The organism is Kribbella sp. NPDC026611, from assembly GCF_040638345.1.
Taxonomy (GTDB): domain Bacteria; phylum Actinomycetota; class Actinomycetes; order Propionibacteriales; family Kribbellaceae; genus Kribbella.
Window position 1 is genome coordinate 1 of record NZ_JBEZYC010000012.1, and the last position, 18,595, is coordinate 18,595.

Annotated in this window: 17 protein-coding genes; 13 read left to right on the forward strand and 4 right to left on the reverse strand. The window is 69.6% G+C overall.

Translation table 11 applies throughout. The features are described 5' to 3' along the window. From AB0E69_RS36055 to AB0E69_RS36070, 4 genes are all read right to left on the reverse strand, one after another. The coding region (locus AB0E69_RS36055; RefSeq protein ID WP_360156995.1) for a zinc-binding alcohol dehydrogenase at positions 1-1,247 on the reverse strand (1,247 nt) is incomplete at its 3' end. A gap of 8 nt (positions 1,248-1,255) precedes the next feature. Next, complete coding sequence (asnB, locus tag AB0E69_RS36060; protein WP_360156998.1) at positions 1,256-3,175, reverse strand: asparagine synthase (glutamine-hydrolyzing); 1,920 nt, start codon at positions 3,173-3,175, stop codon at positions 1,256-1,258. A gap of 1 nt (position 3,176) precedes the next feature. Continuing rightward, on the reverse strand, positions 3,177-4,412 hold the full coding sequence (locus AB0E69_RS36065; protein ID WP_360157000.1) for a glycosyltransferase family 4 protein: 1,236 nt from the start codon (positions 4,410-4,412) through the stop codon (positions 3,177-3,179). Then, positions 4,409-5,731, reverse strand: a complete 1,323-nt coding sequence (locus AB0E69_RS36070; RefSeq protein ID WP_360157002.1) for a nucleotide sugar dehydrogenase — start codon at positions 5,729-5,731, stop codon at positions 4,409-4,411. Before AB0E69_RS36070 ends, AB0E69_RS36065 begins: the two co-directional genes overlap by 4 nt. Positions 5,732-5,884: 153 nt before the next feature. Between AB0E69_RS36070 and AB0E69_RS36075 the strand changes: the two genes are divergently transcribed. The 13 genes from AB0E69_RS36075 to AB0E69_RS36135 all read left to right on the forward strand — a co-directional run bounded on the left by AB0E69_RS36075 (position 5,885) and on the right by AB0E69_RS36135 (position 18,584). Then, a complete protein-coding gene (locus AB0E69_RS36075; protein WP_360157004.1) occupies positions 5,885-6,220 on the forward strand; it encodes a hypothetical protein in 336 nt (111 codons plus the stop codon). Beyond that, complete coding sequence (locus AB0E69_RS36080) at positions 6,217-6,978, forward strand: hypothetical protein (RefSeq protein ID WP_360157007.1); 762 nt, start codon at positions 6,217-6,219, stop codon at positions 6,976-6,978. Before AB0E69_RS36075 ends, AB0E69_RS36080 begins: the two co-directional genes overlap by 4 nt. An 89-nt stretch (positions 6,979-7,067) precedes the next feature. After that, a complete protein-coding gene (locus AB0E69_RS36085; RefSeq protein ID WP_360157010.1) occupies positions 7,068-8,144 on the forward strand; it encodes an SDR family oxidoreductase in 1,077 nt (358 codons plus the stop codon). Position 8,145: 1 nt separating this feature from the next. Further along, positions 8,146-9,378 carry a class I SAM-dependent methyltransferase gene (locus tag AB0E69_RS36090; protein ID WP_360157013.1) on the forward strand — a complete coding sequence of 411 codons (1,233 nt, stop codon included), beginning with the start codon at positions 8,146-8,148 and terminating at the stop codon, positions 9,376-9,378. 25 nt (positions 9,379-9,403) lie between these two features. After that, positions 9,404-10,264 (forward strand): glucose-1-phosphate cytidylyltransferase, encoded by an 861-nt coding sequence (locus AB0E69_RS36095; RefSeq protein ID WP_360157016.1) that lies wholly within the window; start codon positions 9,404-9,406, stop codon positions 10,262-10,264. Beyond that, positions 10,264-10,929 carry a PIG-L family deacetylase gene (locus tag AB0E69_RS36100; protein WP_360157019.1) on the forward strand — a complete coding sequence of 222 codons (666 nt, stop codon included), beginning with the start codon at positions 10,264-10,266 and terminating at the stop codon, positions 10,927-10,929. The genes AB0E69_RS36095 and AB0E69_RS36100 overlap by 1 nt, the downstream gene beginning before the upstream one ends. After that, the gene (locus AB0E69_RS36105; RefSeq protein WP_360157022.1) at positions 10,926-12,062 is read left to right on the forward strand and encodes a class I SAM-dependent methyltransferase; all 1,137 of its coding nucleotides are present in this window, start codon (positions 10,926-10,928) and stop codon (positions 12,060-12,062) included. Before AB0E69_RS36100 ends, AB0E69_RS36105 begins: the two co-directional genes overlap by 4 nt. A 1-nt stretch (position 12,063) precedes the next feature. Continuing rightward, positions 12,064-12,612 carry a dTDP-4-dehydrorhamnose 3,5-epimerase family protein gene (locus AB0E69_RS36110; protein ID WP_360157025.1) on the forward strand — a complete coding sequence of 183 codons (549 nt, stop codon included), beginning with the start codon at positions 12,064-12,066 and terminating at the stop codon, positions 12,610-12,612. Beyond that, positions 12,609-13,925: a glutamate-1-semialdehyde 2,1-aminomutase gene (locus AB0E69_RS36115; RefSeq protein WP_360157028.1), complete on the forward strand. Its 1,317-nt coding sequence runs from the start codon at positions 12,609-12,611 to the stop codon at positions 13,923-13,925. Before AB0E69_RS36110 ends, AB0E69_RS36115 begins: the two co-directional genes overlap by 4 nt. A 9-nt stretch (positions 13,926-13,934) precedes the next feature. Next, the gene (locus tag AB0E69_RS36120) at positions 13,935-14,900 is read left to right on the forward strand and encodes a glycosyltransferase family 2 protein (protein WP_360157031.1); all 966 of its coding nucleotides are present in this window, start codon (positions 13,935-13,937) and stop codon (positions 14,898-14,900) included. 2 nt (positions 14,901-14,902) lie between these two features. Further along, on the forward strand, positions 14,903-16,123 hold the full coding sequence (locus tag AB0E69_RS36125; protein WP_360157034.1) for a polysaccharide pyruvyl transferase family protein: 1,221 nt from the start codon (positions 14,903-14,905) through the stop codon (positions 16,121-16,123). Further along, entirely contained in the window at positions 16,120-17,421 is a 1,302-nt protein-coding gene (locus AB0E69_RS36130; protein WP_360157037.1) for a hypothetical protein, read from the forward strand. The genes AB0E69_RS36125 and AB0E69_RS36130 overlap by 4 nt, the downstream gene beginning before the upstream one ends. Beyond that, positions 17,418-18,584 carry a glycosyltransferase family 4 protein gene (locus AB0E69_RS36135; protein ID WP_360157040.1) on the forward strand — a complete coding sequence of 389 codons (1,167 nt, stop codon included), beginning with the start codon at positions 17,418-17,420 and terminating at the stop codon, positions 18,582-18,584. Before AB0E69_RS36130 ends, AB0E69_RS36135 begins: the two co-directional genes overlap by 4 nt. Positions 18,585-18,595: the final 11 nt, after the last annotated feature.

The following is an 18,595-nucleotide window of genomic DNA, read 5'->3' on the forward strand; positions in this document are numbered from 1 at the left end:
CCCCGCGCGGCCCCCCCCGCCCCCCGGCCCGCCCCCCCCGGGGGCCCCCCCGCCTCGGCCGCCCCCCCCCCCCCGCTATCGCGCGGCCCCCCCCCGGCGCTCCGCGCCGGGTCGACCGCGTCCTTCGGGTACTCGAAGAGGAAGCCGACGCCTGGGATGGTGCCTTCGCTCAGTTGTTGGTAGACCTGGGTTGCGTCTGCGATGGGGAACTGGCCGGCGATCAGGGAGCCGACGTCTATTTGTTCGCGGGCGATCAGGTCGACGAAGCACTCGAGGTTGCGGCGTTCGGTCCAGCGGACGTAGCCGGCGGGGTAGTCGATGCCCTGCAGCTCGTAGCGGTCGTCGTACCGGCCCGGGCCGTACGAGCGCGAGAACCGGACGTCCAGTTCCTTGTCGTAGTACGCGTTCCAGGGCAGGTCGAGCTTCGTCTTGCCGATGTCGACCACGCGAGCACGGTCACGCGCGAGACGAGCCGCGGTTTCCACCGGTCCGTTGGAGTGACCGCCGGCGGCCAGCAGGATGTGGTCCGCGCCGATGCCGTTGGAAGCCTGCAGGAGCGAGCGCTCCAAAGCATCGATCTCGTCGGGGGAGGAGCACGCCAGAGCGCCCGCCTTCTCCGCCATCCGGCAGCGGTCCGCGACCGTGTCGATACCCCAGACCCGCACACCAGCCGCGACGAGCAACCGCACGACCAGCTGACCAACCAGACCAAGACCGATGACCACAGCAGTGTCGCCAAGGTGCACCTCAGCCTGCCGCACCCCCTGCATGGCAATAGCACCAACAGTCGAGAAGGCGGCCTGCTCAGCGGGCACACCATCCGGCACCGGCACACACAAATTGATCGGCACCCAGTTGTACTCCGCGTGCAGCGCGAACTCGTTCCCCGCCGCAGCAACCAGCTGACCGACGCTGAACTCCTCGGCCCCGGCACCGACCTCGACCACCACACCGCACAGCGAGTACCCCAGCGGCGTGTACGAGTCGAGCTTGTTCATCACCTTCTTGTAGGTGTTCATCACACCCTGCTGGGCGACGGTGTCGAGCACCTTCCGGACCTGGTCCGGCCGCGCCTTCGCCTTGCCGACCAGCGACAGCTTGGCCTCGCCGACCTTCATCAGCTCGGTCCCGGTCGAGATCAACGAGTACAGCGACCGCACCAGCACCCCACCGGGCTGACACCCCGGCGGCGGCACGTCCAGGACGGCCAGCTCGCCGGACTTGTAGTTCTGAGCAACCTGTTTCATGTCGTCCTTCAGAGTGAGGTGATGGTCACGCCGAGGTCCCGCACGTGCCGGGTCCAGGTCTCCAGCGTCAGCAACTGCCAGATCTGCTTCGAGTAGTCCTCGCGCCCGGCCCGCTCGTCGTCGACGAGCTTCTGCACGGCGGCCTGCCGCAGGAACCCGCTCCCGACCAGCTCGCCACGCAGCAGTACGTCGTCGACCAGCTCGCGCAGGTCGTTCCGCACCCAGGCCCGCAGCGGCGCGCTGAACGACGCCTTCGGCCGGTAGATGATCTCCTTCGGCAGCCACGCCTCGGCCGCCTGCTTCAGCGCCAGCTTGCTGACCCGCCGGTGGATCTTCGCGCTCCCGGGAATCGAGAACGCGGCCCGCGCCACGATCGGGTCGACGAACGGCGTCCGTACCTCGGTGGACGCGGCCATGCTGGCCCGGTCGGTGTAGGCCAGGTTCAGCCCGGGCAGGAACATCCGCGAGTCGGCCAGGCACATCCGGTTCACGTGGTCGTCGAGCGTGGTGTCGTGATAGATGTCGGCGTGCTCGGACAGCAGCTTCCCGACGTACGGTTCCAGGTCGGGGCTGATCAGTCCGGCGAGCTGGTCGCCGTCGTACATCGTGTAGCTGCGCCGGAACGCCGTCTCCTCGGACAGGTTCGCGAACGTCTCGAACCGCTTCGCCCAGCGCGCGTACCGCAGGCCGCGACCGTTCACCGTCACCGGCAGCCGCCGGACGGTCGGCCCGACGACACCGTTGCGCAGTACGCCGGGGAGCCGCTGGTACTGCGCTCCCATCACGCACGCCAGGTGCTTGCGGTATCCGCCGAACAGCTCGTCCGCGCCCATCCCCGACAGCAGCACCTTCACACCCGCGTCCCGCGCGGTGTCGCACATCAGCAGCGTGTTGATCGCGGCCGGGTCGCCGATCGGCTCGTCCAGGATGTCCACGATCCGCGGCAGCAGCGACACCACGTCCGGCGCGATCTCGATCTCGTGCAGGTCGATCCCGAACTGCTGCGCCACCTTGCGCGCGTAGATCGCGTCGTCCGGCATCGCCTCGAGCTTCTGGTCCTGCGCCCGGAACGTGATCGTGTACGAGTCGATCCCGGGGTCCATCCGCTTCGCCAGCACGGTCACCAGGCTCGAGTCGAGCCCACCGCTGAGGAACGTCGAGACCGGTACGTCGGCCACGAGGTGCGCGGCCACCGACTCCTCGATCACCTGGCGAAGGTCGGCCGGCGGACCCGCCGCGGCCTCGGTGGCGACGTCGGTCACCCGCCAGTACGTCTCGTGCCGGTTGCTGCCGTCCGGCCGGAACTCCGCCCACGACCCCGGCGGCAGCTTCTCCACGCCGTCGATCGCGCAGCGCTGCTCAGGCAGCCAGTAGTAGAGCATCGACGCGATCAGCGCGCCGGGCTCGGTGCGCAGCTCGGAGCCGACCGCGGTGACGATCGCCTTCAGCTCGGAGGCGAAGATCACGCCGTCGCCGCGGCGGAGGAAGTACAGCGGCTTGATGCCGAGCGGGTCACGGGCCAGGTACATGCTCCCGCTGTCCTCGTCCAGCATCGCGAACGCGAACATGCCGCGGAACCGGGTCAGCGCGGCCGGACCCCAGCGGCGCCACGCCTCCAGCACCACCTCGGTGTCCGAGCTGGTGCGGAAGTGGACACCGGTCCGGGACAGCTCGGCGCGCAGTTCCTTGTAGTTGTAGAGCTCGCCGTTGTAGCAGATCGTCAGCCCGTCCTTGCTGAACGGCTGATCCGCGCCCGACGACAGGTCGATGATCGACAGCCTTCGGTGGGCGAGGTGCGCGCTGACGGTGTTCTCTTCGAACGAGTAGACGTGGTTCGCGTCCGGACCGCGGTGCGCGATCCGGTCGTTCATGGCCCGCGCGAGCGCGTACCCGTCGCGCTGCTGGTAGCAGCCGGCGATGCCGCACATGTCAGGACCCCGTCGCGTTCGTGACCGGGCTGATGTCGAGGTGGCTGACGTGCCCGGTGAGCTGGTCGTACACCCCGACGTACGCCTTCTGCTGGTGCTTCCAGGCGAGCACGTTCTCGACCCGTTCGCGGCCGAGCTTGCCCATCCGGCGGCGCCGTACCTCGTCGTCGAGGAGCGCGACGATCGCCTCGCCGTACTCCTCGACGTCGTTCGGCTCGACGTACACCGCGGCATCCGCGGCGGAGACCCTCGTCTCGATCAGGTCGAACGCGACGACCGGGAGCTCGAAGGCCATGTACTCCATCGTCTTGTTCATCGTCGACACGTCGTTGAGCGGGTTCTTCGGGTCGGGGGAGAGGCCGAGGTCGGCGGTCGACATCACCGCGCGGACGGTCTCGTCCGGCACCCGGCCGGTGAACTCGATGTACTCACCCAGGCCCAGCTGGTCGCGGAGCGCGACTACGTCGTCGAAGGAGTCGCCGCCACCCATCAGCGTGAACGCGATGTCGGTGCGGCCGAGCGTGTTGACGATGTGGTCGGCGGCCCGCACCACGATGTCGACACCGTCCTGCGGGCCCATCACCCCGATGTACGTGACCAGGTAGCGGTGACCGCGACGGAGCGACTCGTCCGCTCCGCCGCGGAGCAACTTGTCCGGGTCCGGGCCGGTGCGGACCACGGTGACGTCGTGGTTGGCCTTGCCGCTGCGGGTGATCGCGATCCGCCGGTACGAGTCGTTCGTCGACGTCACGTGGTCGGCCTGCCGGTGCGTCGTCCGCTCCAGGAACCGCAGGCCCTTGTACGGCAGGCTCGTGGTCCCGCCGAAGCGGGACTGGAAGAGCTCCGGACAGAGATCGTGGTGGTCGAAGACGAACTTCGTGCCGTCCAGGCGGCGCAGCAGCATCGCGATCGGCCAGAAGATGTCCGGCGGGTTGCAGGCCTGCAGCACGCGGAACTTGCCGGCCTTGCGAGCCCGGAAGACCAGCCGCAGCGTCATCAGGAACGAGTACGCGTACTCCCAGACGAAGCTGACCTTGCTGCCGCCCGGCGCGTACGCCTTGTACTTGTGCACGGTGACGCCGTCGATGACCTGGTACGCCGGGTCGTCCGGACCCTTCGGGCAGACCACGGTCACGTCGTACCCGCTCGCCACCAGCGCCTGGCACTCGAGCCAGACGCGGCGGTCGAACGGCACCCAGAGGTTCTGGATGATGATGAGCACGCGGGGACCGCTCACCAGCCCACTCCTTCGTATCCGGGCAGCGCCTCGACGTCCGGGCCGAGGCGGCCGCTCAGGTCGATGGTCCGGGCCGGCGGCTGCTTCATCAGGGCCTTGATCGCGGCGGTGTCGGTGGCCGAGACGATCGCGACGTCGGCGCCGGCGAGGGCCGCGTGCGGGTCGTCGGTGAGGACGCGTTGCAGGTGCGGCAGCTTGGACTGCACGTGCCGCAGGTTCGCGCCGACCAGGCGGCCCGGGTTCACGATCGCGTCGTAGATGCGCAGGTTGTAGCCCTTGCCGATCAGCCGCTCGGCGAGCTCGACGTTCGGGCTCTCGCGCAGGTCGTCGGTGGCGTGCTTGAAGCTCAGGCCGAGCAGTGCGACCTCGCGGCCGGGGCCGGCCACGATCCGGTCGACGACGTCCCGGACCGACCGCTCGTTGGTGGCGAGCGCGCCGGCCAGCAGCGGCAGGTCGGTGTTGTTCATCCGGGCCAGGTGCAGGACCGAGCGCAGGTCCTTCGGCAGGCAGGAGCCGCCGAAGGCGAAGCCGGGCTTCAGGTAGTACGGCGAGATGTTCAGGCTGGTGTCCTGGACGAAGATCTTCATCACCTCGCGCGAGTCCACCGCGAAGTGCCGGAAGATCCGGCCCATCTCGTTCGCGAACGAGACCTTGGTGGCGTGGAACGCGTTGCAGGCGAACTTGAGCGCCTCCGCGATCCGGACGTCGACCACCTGGACGTCCTTGCCGATGAACCCGAACAGGTCGGTCAGAGCGGTACCGACCTTGTTGTTCCGGGTGCCGACGACAACGAACGGCGGGTCGTAGAAGTCGGCGAGTCCGGATCCCTCGCGGAGGAACTCCGGCGTCATCGCCGTACCGAAGGTGAGGCCCTCGGGCGCCGGTACCTCGGCCAGCACCTGCTCGACCACCTCGTCGACGGTGCCCGGCGGGACCGTACTGCGGATCACCACGCTGTGGAACCCGGACAGCGGCGGCACCACGACCTGCATGGCCTCCGCGATGTCGCGGGTGGCCCGCTTGATGTAGGTGAGGTCGGTACTGCCCGCCGCGGTCGACGGCGTCCCCACACAGATCAGCGAGACGTCAGCACACTCCAGCGCGAGTCGTGGATCGGTGGTCGCGTGCAGTCGTCCCGCGCGCACCCCGTCCGCCACCAACTCGTCGAGGCCGGGTTCGACCACCGGGCTGTGTCCCTGAGTGATCGGACCGACCTTCGCAGTGTCGACATCGACCCCCCAGACGTCGTGACCGGCAGCAGCCAGACAAGCAGCCGTCACCGACCCCACATACCCCAAGCCGAATACGGCAACCTTCATAACGCCCCCCACAGGCTCATGACGTGGCTCTCCCACGTACCGCAGCGCACAGAAGAGCAGCGGACTCGCCCGGCTGATACATCGGCGGCCGAAATCGCCGGAAAGTATCCTGAGTCACGGAACGTACCCACCCCCGCAGCCATCGGAGTGATCATGGAAGCCCTGTTCGACCTGCCGTCCGGCGACCGGATCCGGGTCGTCGACACCGCCACGGCCGGCCAGAGCCTGAGCCGGATCCTGCAGCTGCACCGCGCCGGCAATACCGAGCCGGTGTTCTTCGGCGACCAGCCGCGGCCCGAGGGCGTGGTGATCACCTTCGAGCAGTGGGCGGAGTACGAGGCGCTCAAGGCCGAGGCCGAAGCCGACCGCCGCCAGGACCAGACGGTCCGGGAGCGCCTGAACAACGCGGCCCCGGAGGACTACGTCCGTTACGAGGACATGCTGAAGGAGCTGGGGATCGAAGACCCCGACCCGGGTGACCAGCGGTGACGGCGAAGTACGAGGTCGTCGTCCACCCGGAGCTCCGGAAGGAGATCAACGCGCTCGCTGCGGCGGCGAAGGCCGAGGACGAGAAGACCCGCGCGGAACGCAAGGCGTGGGCAGCGATGGCGGGCCAGCAGCTGCCCGACGACTGGAAGCCGCCGCGCGGCCCCGCCGGGCAGCAGCTGGACGCCTTTGTCGAGGCGATGCGGGCGCTGCGCGAGGGTCGTGAGAGGGACCCGAAGTACCGCGGCAGCAAGCAACTCGGGTACGGCCCGCAGTCCCACGATCTGCGCGACACCGCGGAGTTGAAGGTCCCGGTCTTCGACCGGGGCGGCACGCCGGAGTTCCCGGCGCAGTCGCACCGGCTGGTGTACCGCGAATTCCGCCCGCCGACGGTGCTCCGCGAGGATGGGACGGCGGCGCGGGAGGGCCTGCCGATCCGGCAGCTCGTCGCGTTCAACGACCGGGGCGACGAGCCGGCCGCGGTCGCGGGAGAGCGCCTCGGGCGCGTGCGCGGGATGGCGGAGAGCGACTTGCGCGGTGTGGTGGGTGGCGGGCGGCCGGAGATCGGCCGGGTCCGGGACGATGCGCAGATCACACCCCACGCGATGGAGGCTCCGCCGGACGTTCTGGCCGAGGTCAGGCGCCTGCAGGGGGTTCTCGCGGCTAGCCCGCCGGCCGGGACCAACCCCCCGGCCCCGGCGCCGGAGGCTCGGGTGAACCGGCCCGGTGAGCAGGGGCCGGAGCAGGCGCAGGAGAAGTGAACCGGGGCTAATTCGGATCCGCTGTATCAGCGGAGCGGCTCGCCGTTCTGTATTGGTCGACAGACCAGTACAGGGTGGGGAGACGACGGATGAGGGTTCTGGTCACCGGCGACCGGGGGTACATCGGGGCCGTGATGGTGCCGTTCCTGCGGGATGCCGGGCATCAGGTGGACGGGTTGGACACCGGGCTCTACGAGGGGTGTGACCTGCTCGGCGGGCCGGACCCGATCGGGGACCGGGCGCCGCGGGACATGCGGGACGTGACCGCGCGGGAGCTCGAGGGGTACGACGCGGTGGTGTGCCTGGCCGCCCTGTCGAACGATCCACTGGGGAACCTGGACAAGCAGGCGACCTACTCGGTGAACCTCGACGGCACGCTGAACGTCGCCCGGGCCGCGAAGGACGCCGGGGTCGAGCGGTTCCTGTTCGCCTCCTCGTGCAGCCTGTACGGCGCCGCCGGGTCGGAGGCCGTTGCCGAGGACGCCGAGATGTTCCCGGTCACGGCGTACGGCGAGACCAAGGCGCTGGCCGAGCAGGAGCTGTCCAAGCTCGCCGATGACGCGTTCAGCCCCACCTACCTACGGAACGCGACCGCGTACGGCGCCTCGACGCGCCTGCGGCTCGACATCGTCGTCAACAACCTGACCGCGATCGCGCTGACGTCGGGCCAGGTCCGGCTGGAGAGCGACGGCACGCCGTGGCGCCCGCTGGTCCACATCGAGGACATCAGCCGCGCGTTCCTCGAGGTGCTCGAGTCGCCGCGGGAGACGATCCACGACCAGGCCTTCAACGTCGGCCGCTCCGAGGACGTCGTCCAGGTCCGCGACATCGCCGAGATGGTCCGCGAGGTGGTGCCCGGCTCGACGCTGTCGATCGCCGACGGCGCCGGCCCGGACCTGCGCAACTACAAGGTCGACTTCAGCAAGCTCAACGACACCTTCCCGGACCTGAAGCTGCAGTGGACCGTTCGCAAGGGTGTCGAGGAGATGTACGACGCCTACCAGCGGCACGGCCTCACGCTCGACGACTTCAACTCCGCGCAGTTCGTCCGGCTGCGCCGGATCAAGCAGCTGCTCGGCGCGGGCCTGGTCGACGACCAGCTCCGCCGCCAGACCGACGCTCAGTTCCCCGGCCCGGGGGACGCACTGTTCCAGGGGGAGAACTGACATGGCGGAAACGCCGGCCTGCCGGATCTGCGGCCACGAACTCACCCGCACCTTCGTCGACCTCGGGATGTCGCCGCCGTGCGAGAGCTACCTGCGCGCCGACCAGCTGGACAGCGGTGAGACGTTCTACCCGCTGCACGTCCGGATCTGCGACAACTGCCTGCTCGTCCAGCTCCCGGCGTACGTCGCGGCCGACGACGTGTTCAGCGACTACCTCTACTTCTCGTCGTACTCGACCAGCTGGGTGGAGCACGCCCGCCGGTTCGTCGTCGACATGCAGGAGCGCCTCGACCTCGGTGCCGAGAGCCTGATCGTCGAGGCCGCCAGCAACGACGGCTACCTGCTCCAGCACGCCGTTGCCCTCGGCATCCCGGTGCTCGGGATCGAGCCGGCGGGCAACATCGCCGAGATCGCCAACTCCAACGGCATCCGGACCGAGAGCTACTTCCTCGGCGAGGAGACCGGCAAGGACGCCGCCGCCCGGCACGGCCAGGCGGACCTTGTCGTCGGCAACAACGTGTTCGCGCACGTGCCGGACATCGTCGACTTCGCCAAGGGCCTGCGCGCGCTGGTCAAGGACGACGGCCTGGTGTCGCTCGAGTTCCCGCACCTGCTCCGGCTGATCGAGCGTCGCCAGTACGACACGATCTACCACGAGCACTACCAGTACCTGACCCTGAAGACCGCCGCGCTGGCGCTGGAGATGGCCGGTCTCAAGGTTGTCGACGTCCAGGAGCTCGCTAGCCACGGCGGTTCGCTGCGCGTCTTCAGCACGCCGGTCGAGACCGCCGGGGAGCCGTCCGAGCTCGTCGGCAAGGTCCTGCTGGACGAGTCCGACGCCGGCCTGCACACGGTCGAGGGCCACCTGGGCTTCGCCGAGGAGGTCTTCACGATCAAGTCCGACCTGCTCGAGTTCCTGATCCAGGCCCAGCGCGACGGCAAGTTCGTCGCCGGGTACGGCGCTCCGGGCAAGGGCAACACGCTGCTCAACCACTGCGGCATCCGCGAGGACCTGCTGCCGTACACGGTCGACCGCAGCCCGCACAAGCACGGCATGTACCTGCCGGGCACGCACATCCCGATCTTCGCCCCGGAGCGCCTGGCCGAGACGCGCCCCGACTACATCGTGATCCTGCCGTGGAACCTGCGCGAGGAGATCGTCCATCAGCTCGGCTACGCCCGGGAGTGGGGCGCGAAGTTCGTCGTACCCATTCCGAAGCTCGAAATCATCTGAAACGGCCTGGGGGGAAGGAACAGAGATGAAGGTCGTGATCTTCTGCGGGGGCCACGGGCTGCGGATGCGCAGCGGTGTGGACTCCGCTCCGAAACCGATGATGACGATCGGCGACCGGCCGGTCCTGTGGCACGTGATGCGGTACTACGCACACTTCGGCCACACCGAGTTCATCCTGCCGCTGGGGTTCGGGGGTTCCTCGGTCAAGGAGTACTTCCTGCGCTACGAGGAGACGGTCTCCAACGACTTCGTGATGACCAAGGGCGGCCAGCAGATCGAGCTGCTCGACTCCGACATCAGCGAATGGAAGATCACCTTCGTCGACACCGGGATCGACACCAGCATCGGTGAGCGGCTGCGCCGGGTCCGGCCGTACCTCGAGGACGACGACGCGTTCCTGGCCAACTACGGCGACGTACTGACCGACGCGCCGATGGACAAGATCGTCGACCACGTGATGACCAGCGACATCACCGCGAGCCTGCTCGCCGTGCCGCCGCAGGACTCGTTCCACGTCGTCGAGTTCGGCACCGACTCGCGGGTCACCGGGCTGCGCTCGGCCGCCGACCTGAACGTCTGGATCAACGGCGGGTACTTCGTGCTGAAGAAGGAGATCTTCGACGTCCTCGGCGAGGGCGAGGACCTGGTCGGGGACGCGTTCCCGCGGCTGGCCGCGATGCGCAAGCTCGAGGCGATCCCGCACCACGGCTTCTGGGCGCCGATGGACACCCTCAAGGAGCGCAGCATGCTCGAGGACCTGTACCGCTCCGGCAAGAAGCCGTGGGCGCTGTGGTCGCACGACGCCCGGCCGCAGAACGGCCGGTTCGTGGACCGCGTGCCGGCCCGGGTGACCGACGACGAGTCGCCTGTGGTGGTGGCGATCTGATGCTCCCGTTCCAGCTCGGCCTGATCGACGGGCCGGTCCACCTGGTTGCCCTCGGCGCGCATCCGGACGACATCGAGATCGGCTGCGGCGGCACGCTGCTGAAGCTGGCCGAGTCGGTGCCGGAGCTGACCGCCGAGTTCGTGATCGCGACCGGTACGCCGCTCCGCCTCGAGGAGGCCCGCCGCGCGGCGGAGCTGTTCCTCCCCGAGTGCGAGGTGACGGTCACCTCGGCCGAGCTGCCGGACGGACGGCTGCCGGCGTACTGGAACGAGACCAAGGAGTTGCTCGAGGCAACGGCCCGGGGCGGTGCCGCTCCTGCTGGGCGCCGTCCGGACGTCGTGCTGGCGCCGAGCCGGAACGACGCGCACCAGGACCACCGGCTGATCGCCGAGCTGTCGCCGACGGTGTGGCGCGACCACCTGGTGCTGCACTACGAGATCCCCAAGTGGGACGGCGACCTCGGCCGCCCGTGGCTGTACGTCGAGCTGACCGAGGAGCAGCTGCGCGAGAAGGTCGCGCTGCTGCACAAGGCCTACCCGTCCCAGGTCCCGCACGACTGGTTCGACGAAGAGGTCTTCGCCGGGCTGGCCCGGATGCGCGGGATGGAGTGCCGGGCGAAATACGCGGAGGCCTTCACAACGGGCAAGGCGACGCTGACATGGTGACCGAGGGGGAATTGGTGAGCTTCAACTGTCGTGGGTGCGCGTCGGCCGACGTGGTGCCCGTGGTGAACCTGGGGGAGCAGCCCTGCGCCGACCTCTTCCCGCCGGCCGAGACCTCGGGGCCCGATCCGCGGTGGCCGCTCGCGCTGTGGCTGTGCCGGGCGTGCACGTTGGTGCAGCTCGGACCCGTCGAGGCGCAGATCGCCGAAGAGCCCCTCGCCGTCGAGTCAGCCACGAGCCGGGCTCATGCGGAGGCTTCGGTCAAGGAGATCCTCCGTGATTACCCTGAACTGCTCGGTGGGGTGGTGTTCGAGTTCGGTAGTCCCCACGGGGGTTCTTGGCTCGACCACCTGTCTGCGGCCGGGTCGCGGTTGGCTGGAGTGGGTGAGCAGGCCGACCTGGTGATCGACGTGCACGGCATCGTGCACGAGCCGCAGTACGGCGAGAGCCTGAAGCTGCGGGCGGACCGGCTCGCGCCGGGCGGCCTGCTGGTGATGGAGTTCCACCACCTGCTCCCGCTGTTCGTCGGCAACCAGTTCGACACCATCCGGCACGGCCACTGGGCCTACGTCTCGCTGCGCGCGCTGCGCAACCTCGCTGCCCACCACGGTCTGACCGTGGAGTCGGTCCGGCAGGTAGAGATGTACGGCGGCAGCCTGATGGTGATGCTGCGGCACACCGAGGACGCGCAGCCGGATCCGTCGGTCGACGTCGTGCTGGACGACGAGGACGCCGCTGGTATCGCCGACGAGGTACAGCTCGGCAGCCTGCAGGAGGCCGCGTGGCACGCGGCCGGCGCGCTGCACGCCGAGCTGATCCGCCACAAGGTCGCCGGCCGCACAGTGCTCGGGTACGGCGCTCCGTCGAAGGCGCCGGTGCTCCTCGACCTCAGCAAAGTGACGACCGACCTGCTGCCCTTCACCGTCGACCTCTCGCCACGCAAGCACGGCCGGCGCATCCCCGGCGGGAGCATGGTGCCGATCCGTCCGATCGACGAGCTGAAGGCCGCGCGGCCAGACGTCGTGCTGGTCCTGACCTGGGACATCGCCGACGAGATCGTCGCGCAGCTCGAAGCCGACGGCGGCTGGGGTGCGACGTACCTGGTCCCGTTGCCCGAGCCGCACGAGAGGGCCTGAGATGGACGTCACCGAAGTCCCCGGGATCGCCGGCGCGCTGCTGTTCACGCCGACGCCGCACCGCGACGAGCGCGGGTTCTTCTCCCGCACGTTCGACCGCGACATCGTGCGCGCGGCCGGGCTCGACCCGGATGCGTTCCTGCAGGACAGCATCTCCCGCTCGCGCCGCGGTGTCGTCCGCGGCATGCACGTACGCTCCGGTGCGGGCGAGGCCAAGCTGGTGCGGTGCTCGTACGGCGCGGTCTTCGACGTCGTCGTCGACCTGCGGCCGGACTCACCGACGTACCGCAACCGTGAAGTGTTCGACCTGACCGGCGACAACCAGGTGACGGTCTACGTACCGGCCGGGTGTGCGCACGGTTTCCAGGCCCTGACCGAGCCGGCCGACGTGTCGTACCGGATCGACCGGGCCCACGACCCGGCGGAGGACGTGTCGATCGCGTTCGACGACCCGGACCTGGACATCCCGTGGCCGCTGCCGGTCACGCTGATGTCCGACCGCGACCGATCAGCGCCATCCCTGGCCCTGGCCACTGCGAGGCTGACATGAACAAGTCCTTCGAGAAGTCCACCCAGGCGAACAAGCGGCTGCAGGACCTCATCCCCGGCGGTGCGCACACCTACGCCAAGGGCGAGGACCAGTACCCGTTCGAGATGGCACCGGTGATCTCGCACGGCAACGGCGCCCATGTCTGGGACGTCGACGGCAACGAGTACGTCGAGTACGGCTCCGGTCTGCGCGCGGTCAGCCTCGGCCACGCGCACCCGCGGGTGCTGGAAGCGGTACGCCGCGAGCTCGACCACGGCAGCAACTTCGTCCGCCCGAGCATCGTCGAGCTCCGCGCTGCGGAACGCTTCCTCGAGACCGTGCCGACGGCGGAGATGGTGAAGTTCGCCAAGGGCGGCTCGGACGTGACGACGGCGGCCGTGAAGCTGGCGCGGGCGGTCACCGGCCGCGCCCGTGTCGCGGTCTGCTCCGACCACGGCTTCTTCTCCATCGACGACTGGTTCATCGCCCGGACGCCGATGGACGCCGGCATCCCCGGCGCGATCGGCGACCTGACCGTCGGCTTCCCGTACGGCGACCTGGCCGCGACCGAGGAGCTGTTCCGCCGCTACGACGGCGAGATCGCGTGCCTGATCCTCGAGGCCGCCACCCAGCAGGACCCGCCGGCCGGGTACCTGCAGGGCCTGAAGGACCTGGCCCACCGGTACGGCGCGCTGCTGATCTTCGACGAGATGATCACCGGCTTCCGGTGGTCGGCGGCCGGGGCGCAGGCCGTCTACGGGGTCACACCCGACCTCTCGACGTTCGGCAAGGCGCTGGGCAACGGCTTCGCGGTGTCCGCACTGGCCGGGCGGCGGGACGTGATGGAGCGCGGCGGTCTGCGGGACACCCGGGAGCGCGTCTTCCTGCTCTCCACGACGCATGGTGCGGAGACGCATGCCCTGGCGGCCGCGATGGCCGTGATGGACGTCTACGCCGAGGAGGACATCACCGCGCGGCTGCACGAGCGTGGTGAGCGACTGACCGCCGGCGTCCGCCAGGTGGCTGCCGCCGCGGGTGTCGGCGAGCACGTCGTCGTACGCGGCCGGCCGAGCAACCTGGTCTTCGCGACCCTCGACGAGAACTACGTGCCGTCGCAGGAGTACCGCACGTTGTTCCTGCGCGGACTGATCGACGGCGGCGTGATCGGCCCGTCGTTCGTGGTCAGCGCGGCACTCACCGACGCCGACATCGACAAGACCGTCGAGGCGGTCGCGAACGCCTGCGCGGTCTACCGCAAGGCCCTCGACGCCGGAGACGTCCGTCCGTTCCTGCTCGGCCGTCCGGTCAAGCCCGTCTTCCGCACCTACGTCTGAGAGATAGCGATGTCCACCCAGCCTCGACTCAGCATCGGCCTCCCGGTCTACAACGGCGGGGAGTACCTGGTTCAGTCGATCGACGCGGTGCTCGGCCAGACCTACACCGACTTCGAGCTGATCCTGTCCAGCAACGCGTCCACCGACGGCACCGACGACATCCTCCGGGACTACGCGGCCCGCGACGAGCGGATCACCTTCTACCGGCAGGACCACAACATCGGCGCGGCACCGCACCACGACTTCGTCTTCCGCAAGAGTCACGGCGAGCTGTTCAAGTGGGCCTCCGGCGACGACCTGTGGGCCCGCGACCTGGTGGCCCGCTGCGTCGAGCTGCTGGACGAGCACCCGGACGCGATCCTGACCCACACCTACACCGCCGCGATCGACGGTGACGACAACGTCATCCAGGCGCTGGAGTACCCGTTGCACACCGACTCGCCGGACCCGGCGGAGCGGCTGCGCAGCATGCTCAACGACGGCGACCTGCCCGGAGCGATCCAGGCCGACGACTTCTACGGCGTGATCCGCGCCGACGTGCTGCGCAAGGTGAAACCGCACGGCAGCTTCTACCACGCCGACCAGGTGTTCATGGCCGAGCTGGCGCTGCACGGCCGGTTCCTGCAGGTCCCGGAGTGGCTGTACTTCCGCCGCCACCACGAAGGCCGCGCGCTGCAGGCCAACCCGACCATCAGCAGCTGGTCCCGCAACCTCGACCCCAAGCGCTCCAACAAGCTCGTGCACCCGCCGGCACGCCTGGTCGCCGAGTACATCCTCGGGTACTTCGCCGCCGTACGCCGTGCTCCGCTGACCGCGGCGGAGCGCCGCGCGTGCAACCAGGTGATCCGCCGCTGGATGTCCAGCCGGGTGACGCGTCGCCTGCCCGGGCAGCAGAAGCCGGAGCCGATCAAGTACTTCGGTGCCGTCGACGCCCTGTCCGTGCAGACGCTGGTCGCCGGATCGGAAGGGAAGTGAGCATGAAGGTCGGTCTCTACGGCCGCCTGGGCGGCGGCAACATCGGCAACGACGCGATGCTCGACGCCGTCCTCGAGTACCTGCGCACCGAGCAGCCCCAGGCCGAGCTCGACTTCATGTGCGAGGGTCCCGAGGCGATCACCCGGCGGTACGGCGTGCCCGCGGTCCACATGCACTGGATGCAGTCGCGGAAGCCGGCCAGGTCCCGGATCGTCCAGAAGGCTCTCACCCTGCTGCGGATCCCGCCGGCCGCGATCATCGACACCTGGCGGACCGCACGCTGGGTGCGCAAGCACGACGTGGTGATGATTCCGGGCGCCGGCGTTCTGGAGGGCACTTTGCCCGAGCGGCCGTGGGAGCTGCCGTACACGATGCTGGTGATGGCCGCGTGCGGACGGCTCTTCGGTGTGAAGACCGCGTTGGTGTGTGTCGGTGGCTCGAAGGTCGAGGAGCGCGGGGTCCGGGTGCTGCTGCGCACCGCGGCGAAGCTGGTCGACTACCGCTCCTTTCGCGACGAGTACTCGCTCGGCGTCGGCCGCGAGACCGGCGTCGCCGCACCGCAGGACAAGGCGTTCGCCGACCTGGCGTTCGCCCTGCCCGTCGAGATGACGAAGACGCCGGAGCCCAAGTCGGTCGGCGTCGGCGTCATGGCGTACTACGGCTCTCCTGCCGACCGCCCCCGCGCGGACGAGGTGCACGAGCACTACGTCGACCAGATGCAGCAGTTCGTCCGGCTGCTGGTCGAGTCCGGCCGCACGGTCCGGCTGCTCGTCGGCGACCGTCTCGACGAAGAGGTCGCGGATGCCGTGGTCGCCGATGCGCGGACCTACTGGACCGGACCGGGCCAGATGCCGGTCAGCTACGAGCCGTTCACGTCCTTCGACGGTCTGATGGACCAGGTGGCCGCGGTGCAGACCGTGGTCGCGATGCGCTACCACTGCGTGGTCGCGGGTCTGAAGATGGGCCGGCCAACCCTGGCGATCGCGTACGGGCGCAAGCACGACGCGTTGATGGGCCAGATGGGCGTTGCGGAGTACGTGCAGGACGTCAAGGCTCTGGACCTCGAGCGGCTGGTCGAGCAGGTCGGTGAGCTCGAGGCGGACGAGGCGCGGATCGTGCAGACGCTGGCCGACCACGCCACCGAGTGCCGGGTGCGGCTCGATGCCGGCTTCGCCGACCTGACCGCCGTACTCTTCGCGCCGGCCACCGAGTCGGTCCGATGAGCGGTCGCCACGTCGCCGATCACCCGGGCAGCCTCCGCAAGCAAGTGGCGGGGCGGCTCGGCTGGGGCATCGCCGACCAAGCGGTGTCCAGCCTGGGCAACTTCCTGCTCGGGGTGTTCGTCGCGCGGCTGCTCGGGGCGACCGGACTCGGCGCCCTCGGTCTGGCCTTCCTGGCCTACTCGATCGCGCTGAACTGCTCGCGCGCGCTGTCCACCGACGCGTTGATGGTCCGCTACAGCGTGGCCGGCGAAACGAGTCGGCGCGAGGCGGTCGCCGCGTCGAGCGGGGTCGCGCTGCTGGTCGGTGTGGCCGGCGGTGCCGCCTGTGTGCTGGTCGGGCTGGCGCTGAAGCTGCAGACGCACGGAGCCGAGGCCGGCGCCGCTTTCATTGCCCTCGGCATCGTCCTTCCCGGACTGACGCTGCAGGACAGCTGGCGTTCGGCGTTCTTCGCCGCGGGCGAGGGCGCGAAGACCTTCCTGAACGACACGGTCTGGACCGTGCTGATGGTCGCCGTCCTGTTCGCCGGCCAGTACCTCCACTTCGGCATCACCGGCGCGCTGCTCAGCTTCGGCGGTACGGCGGCGGTGGCCGGCATCTTCGGCAGCTGGCAGGCGGGTGTCGTACCGCGGCCGGCGGGAGCGATCGGCTGGTTGCGCCGGCACGGCGACCTGGGCCTGCGGTTCCTGGTCGAGAACGTCGTCCTCGGCGCCGGCGGTCAGATCCGGACGCTGATCGTTGCGGCCACGGGTGGTCTGGCCGCGGCCGGTGCGATCCGCGGTGCCGAGCTGCTGGTCGGGCCGGTGGCCGCGTTGCTGATGGGAGTCGGCCAGGTCGCCGTACCCGAGGCGGCTCGTGCGCTGCGGCGTGGGGGCCACTCATTGTGGCGGCTGTGTGCCGGGCTCAGCGGTGGGCTGTCGGTGATCTCGCTGGGCTGGGGCGCGGTGATCCTGCTGATCTTCCCGCTCGGTATCGGCGAGCTGGTGCTCGGCAGTGTCTGGCCGGGCTCGCGGGCGCTCGCGCTCGGAGTGATCGTGAGCGCTTCGGCCGGATGCCTGCACGTCGGTCCGTCGGCCGGACTGCGGGCGCTCGGCCGCGCCGATCAGACCATGCGGTGCCAGCTCGTCGTGACGACGCTGTTCGTCGGCCTGGCCCTGGTCGGCGGCGTGCTCTGGAATGCGCAAGGAGTGGTGTGGGGCACCGCGATCGCCTCGGCCGTGGGGATCGGGATCTGGTGGAGCCGGCTGGCGAAGGCGCGGCGTGAGTACGTCGCCCCGGCAGAGGAGAGCGCAGTGCTATGAGCGAGTCCGAGATCGTCATCGCGACCCTGATGCGCCACAGCGGCGGATCCGGGCTGCAGAGTCATGTACGCACGTTCGACGAGCACCTGCGGGACGTGTCCCGGCGGGTCAGCATCGTCAGCCCGTTCACGGCCAGGTCGCCGTTCGTCCTGCCGATGTTCGCGGCCCGCATCGGCATCCGGCCACTCAGTCGCCCGGCAGCCGTGTGGTGGCACCAGTACTGGCACGCCCACTACCTGAAGGCCGCGCTGACGCGCCAGCTCGCGCACCGGCCCGACGCGGTGATCTACGCGCAGTGCCCGATCTCCGCGGGCGTCGCGCTGCAGGTTCGCACGACGCAGCCGGTGGTCATGGTCGCGCACTTCAACATCTCCCAGGCCGACGAGTGGGCCGACGAGGGCGAGATCCCGCGCGGCGGCCGGCTGTTCCGCTCCATCCGCTCCTTCGAGGACCGGGTACTACGCGGACTCGACGGCATCGTGTACGTCTCGGAGTTCACCAAGGCGGGGCTGGAGGACCGGCTTCCGGTATTGCGGGACCTGCCGTCCGCCGTCGTACCGAACGCTGTGTCGCGGAGCTCGGCGACGCCCGGACGCTCGGTGCCGCGCGCCGACCTGATCACCGTGGGGCGGCTGGACTCCCGCAAGAACCACCGCTACCTCCTCGAGATCCTCGCCGCCGCAGCGGCCCGCGGTCACCGCTACACGCTGTCCGTGGTGGGCGACGGTGCCGACCGGCAGGCGCTGGAGGCGCGGACGGCCGAGCTGGGGCTGGCCGACCAGGTCACGTTCCTCGGCTACCAGCCCGACCCGCGCGGTCTGATGCGGGAGCACCGGATCTACTGCCACACCTCGACGACGGAGACGTTCGGCATTGTGCTGGTCGAGGCCATGTCCGAGGGGCTGCCAGTGATTGCAGCACCGGTCGGCGGCGTACCCGAGGTGGTCCGGGCCGGCACGGACGGACTGTTCTGGCCGCTGGACGACGCGTCCGCGGCCGCCGACGTACTGATCGGCCTGATGGGGGATCCGGCCGCACAGTCGGCCCTGGCTGCCGCCGCGCAGTCCCGGGCCCGGGCGGAGTTCTCCGCCGAGGTGGCCGGGGAGCGGCTGCTGACCTTTCTCGAACACACGGGGATCCGCCCCGAGCAGTCACTTGTCTGAAGGGGGACAAC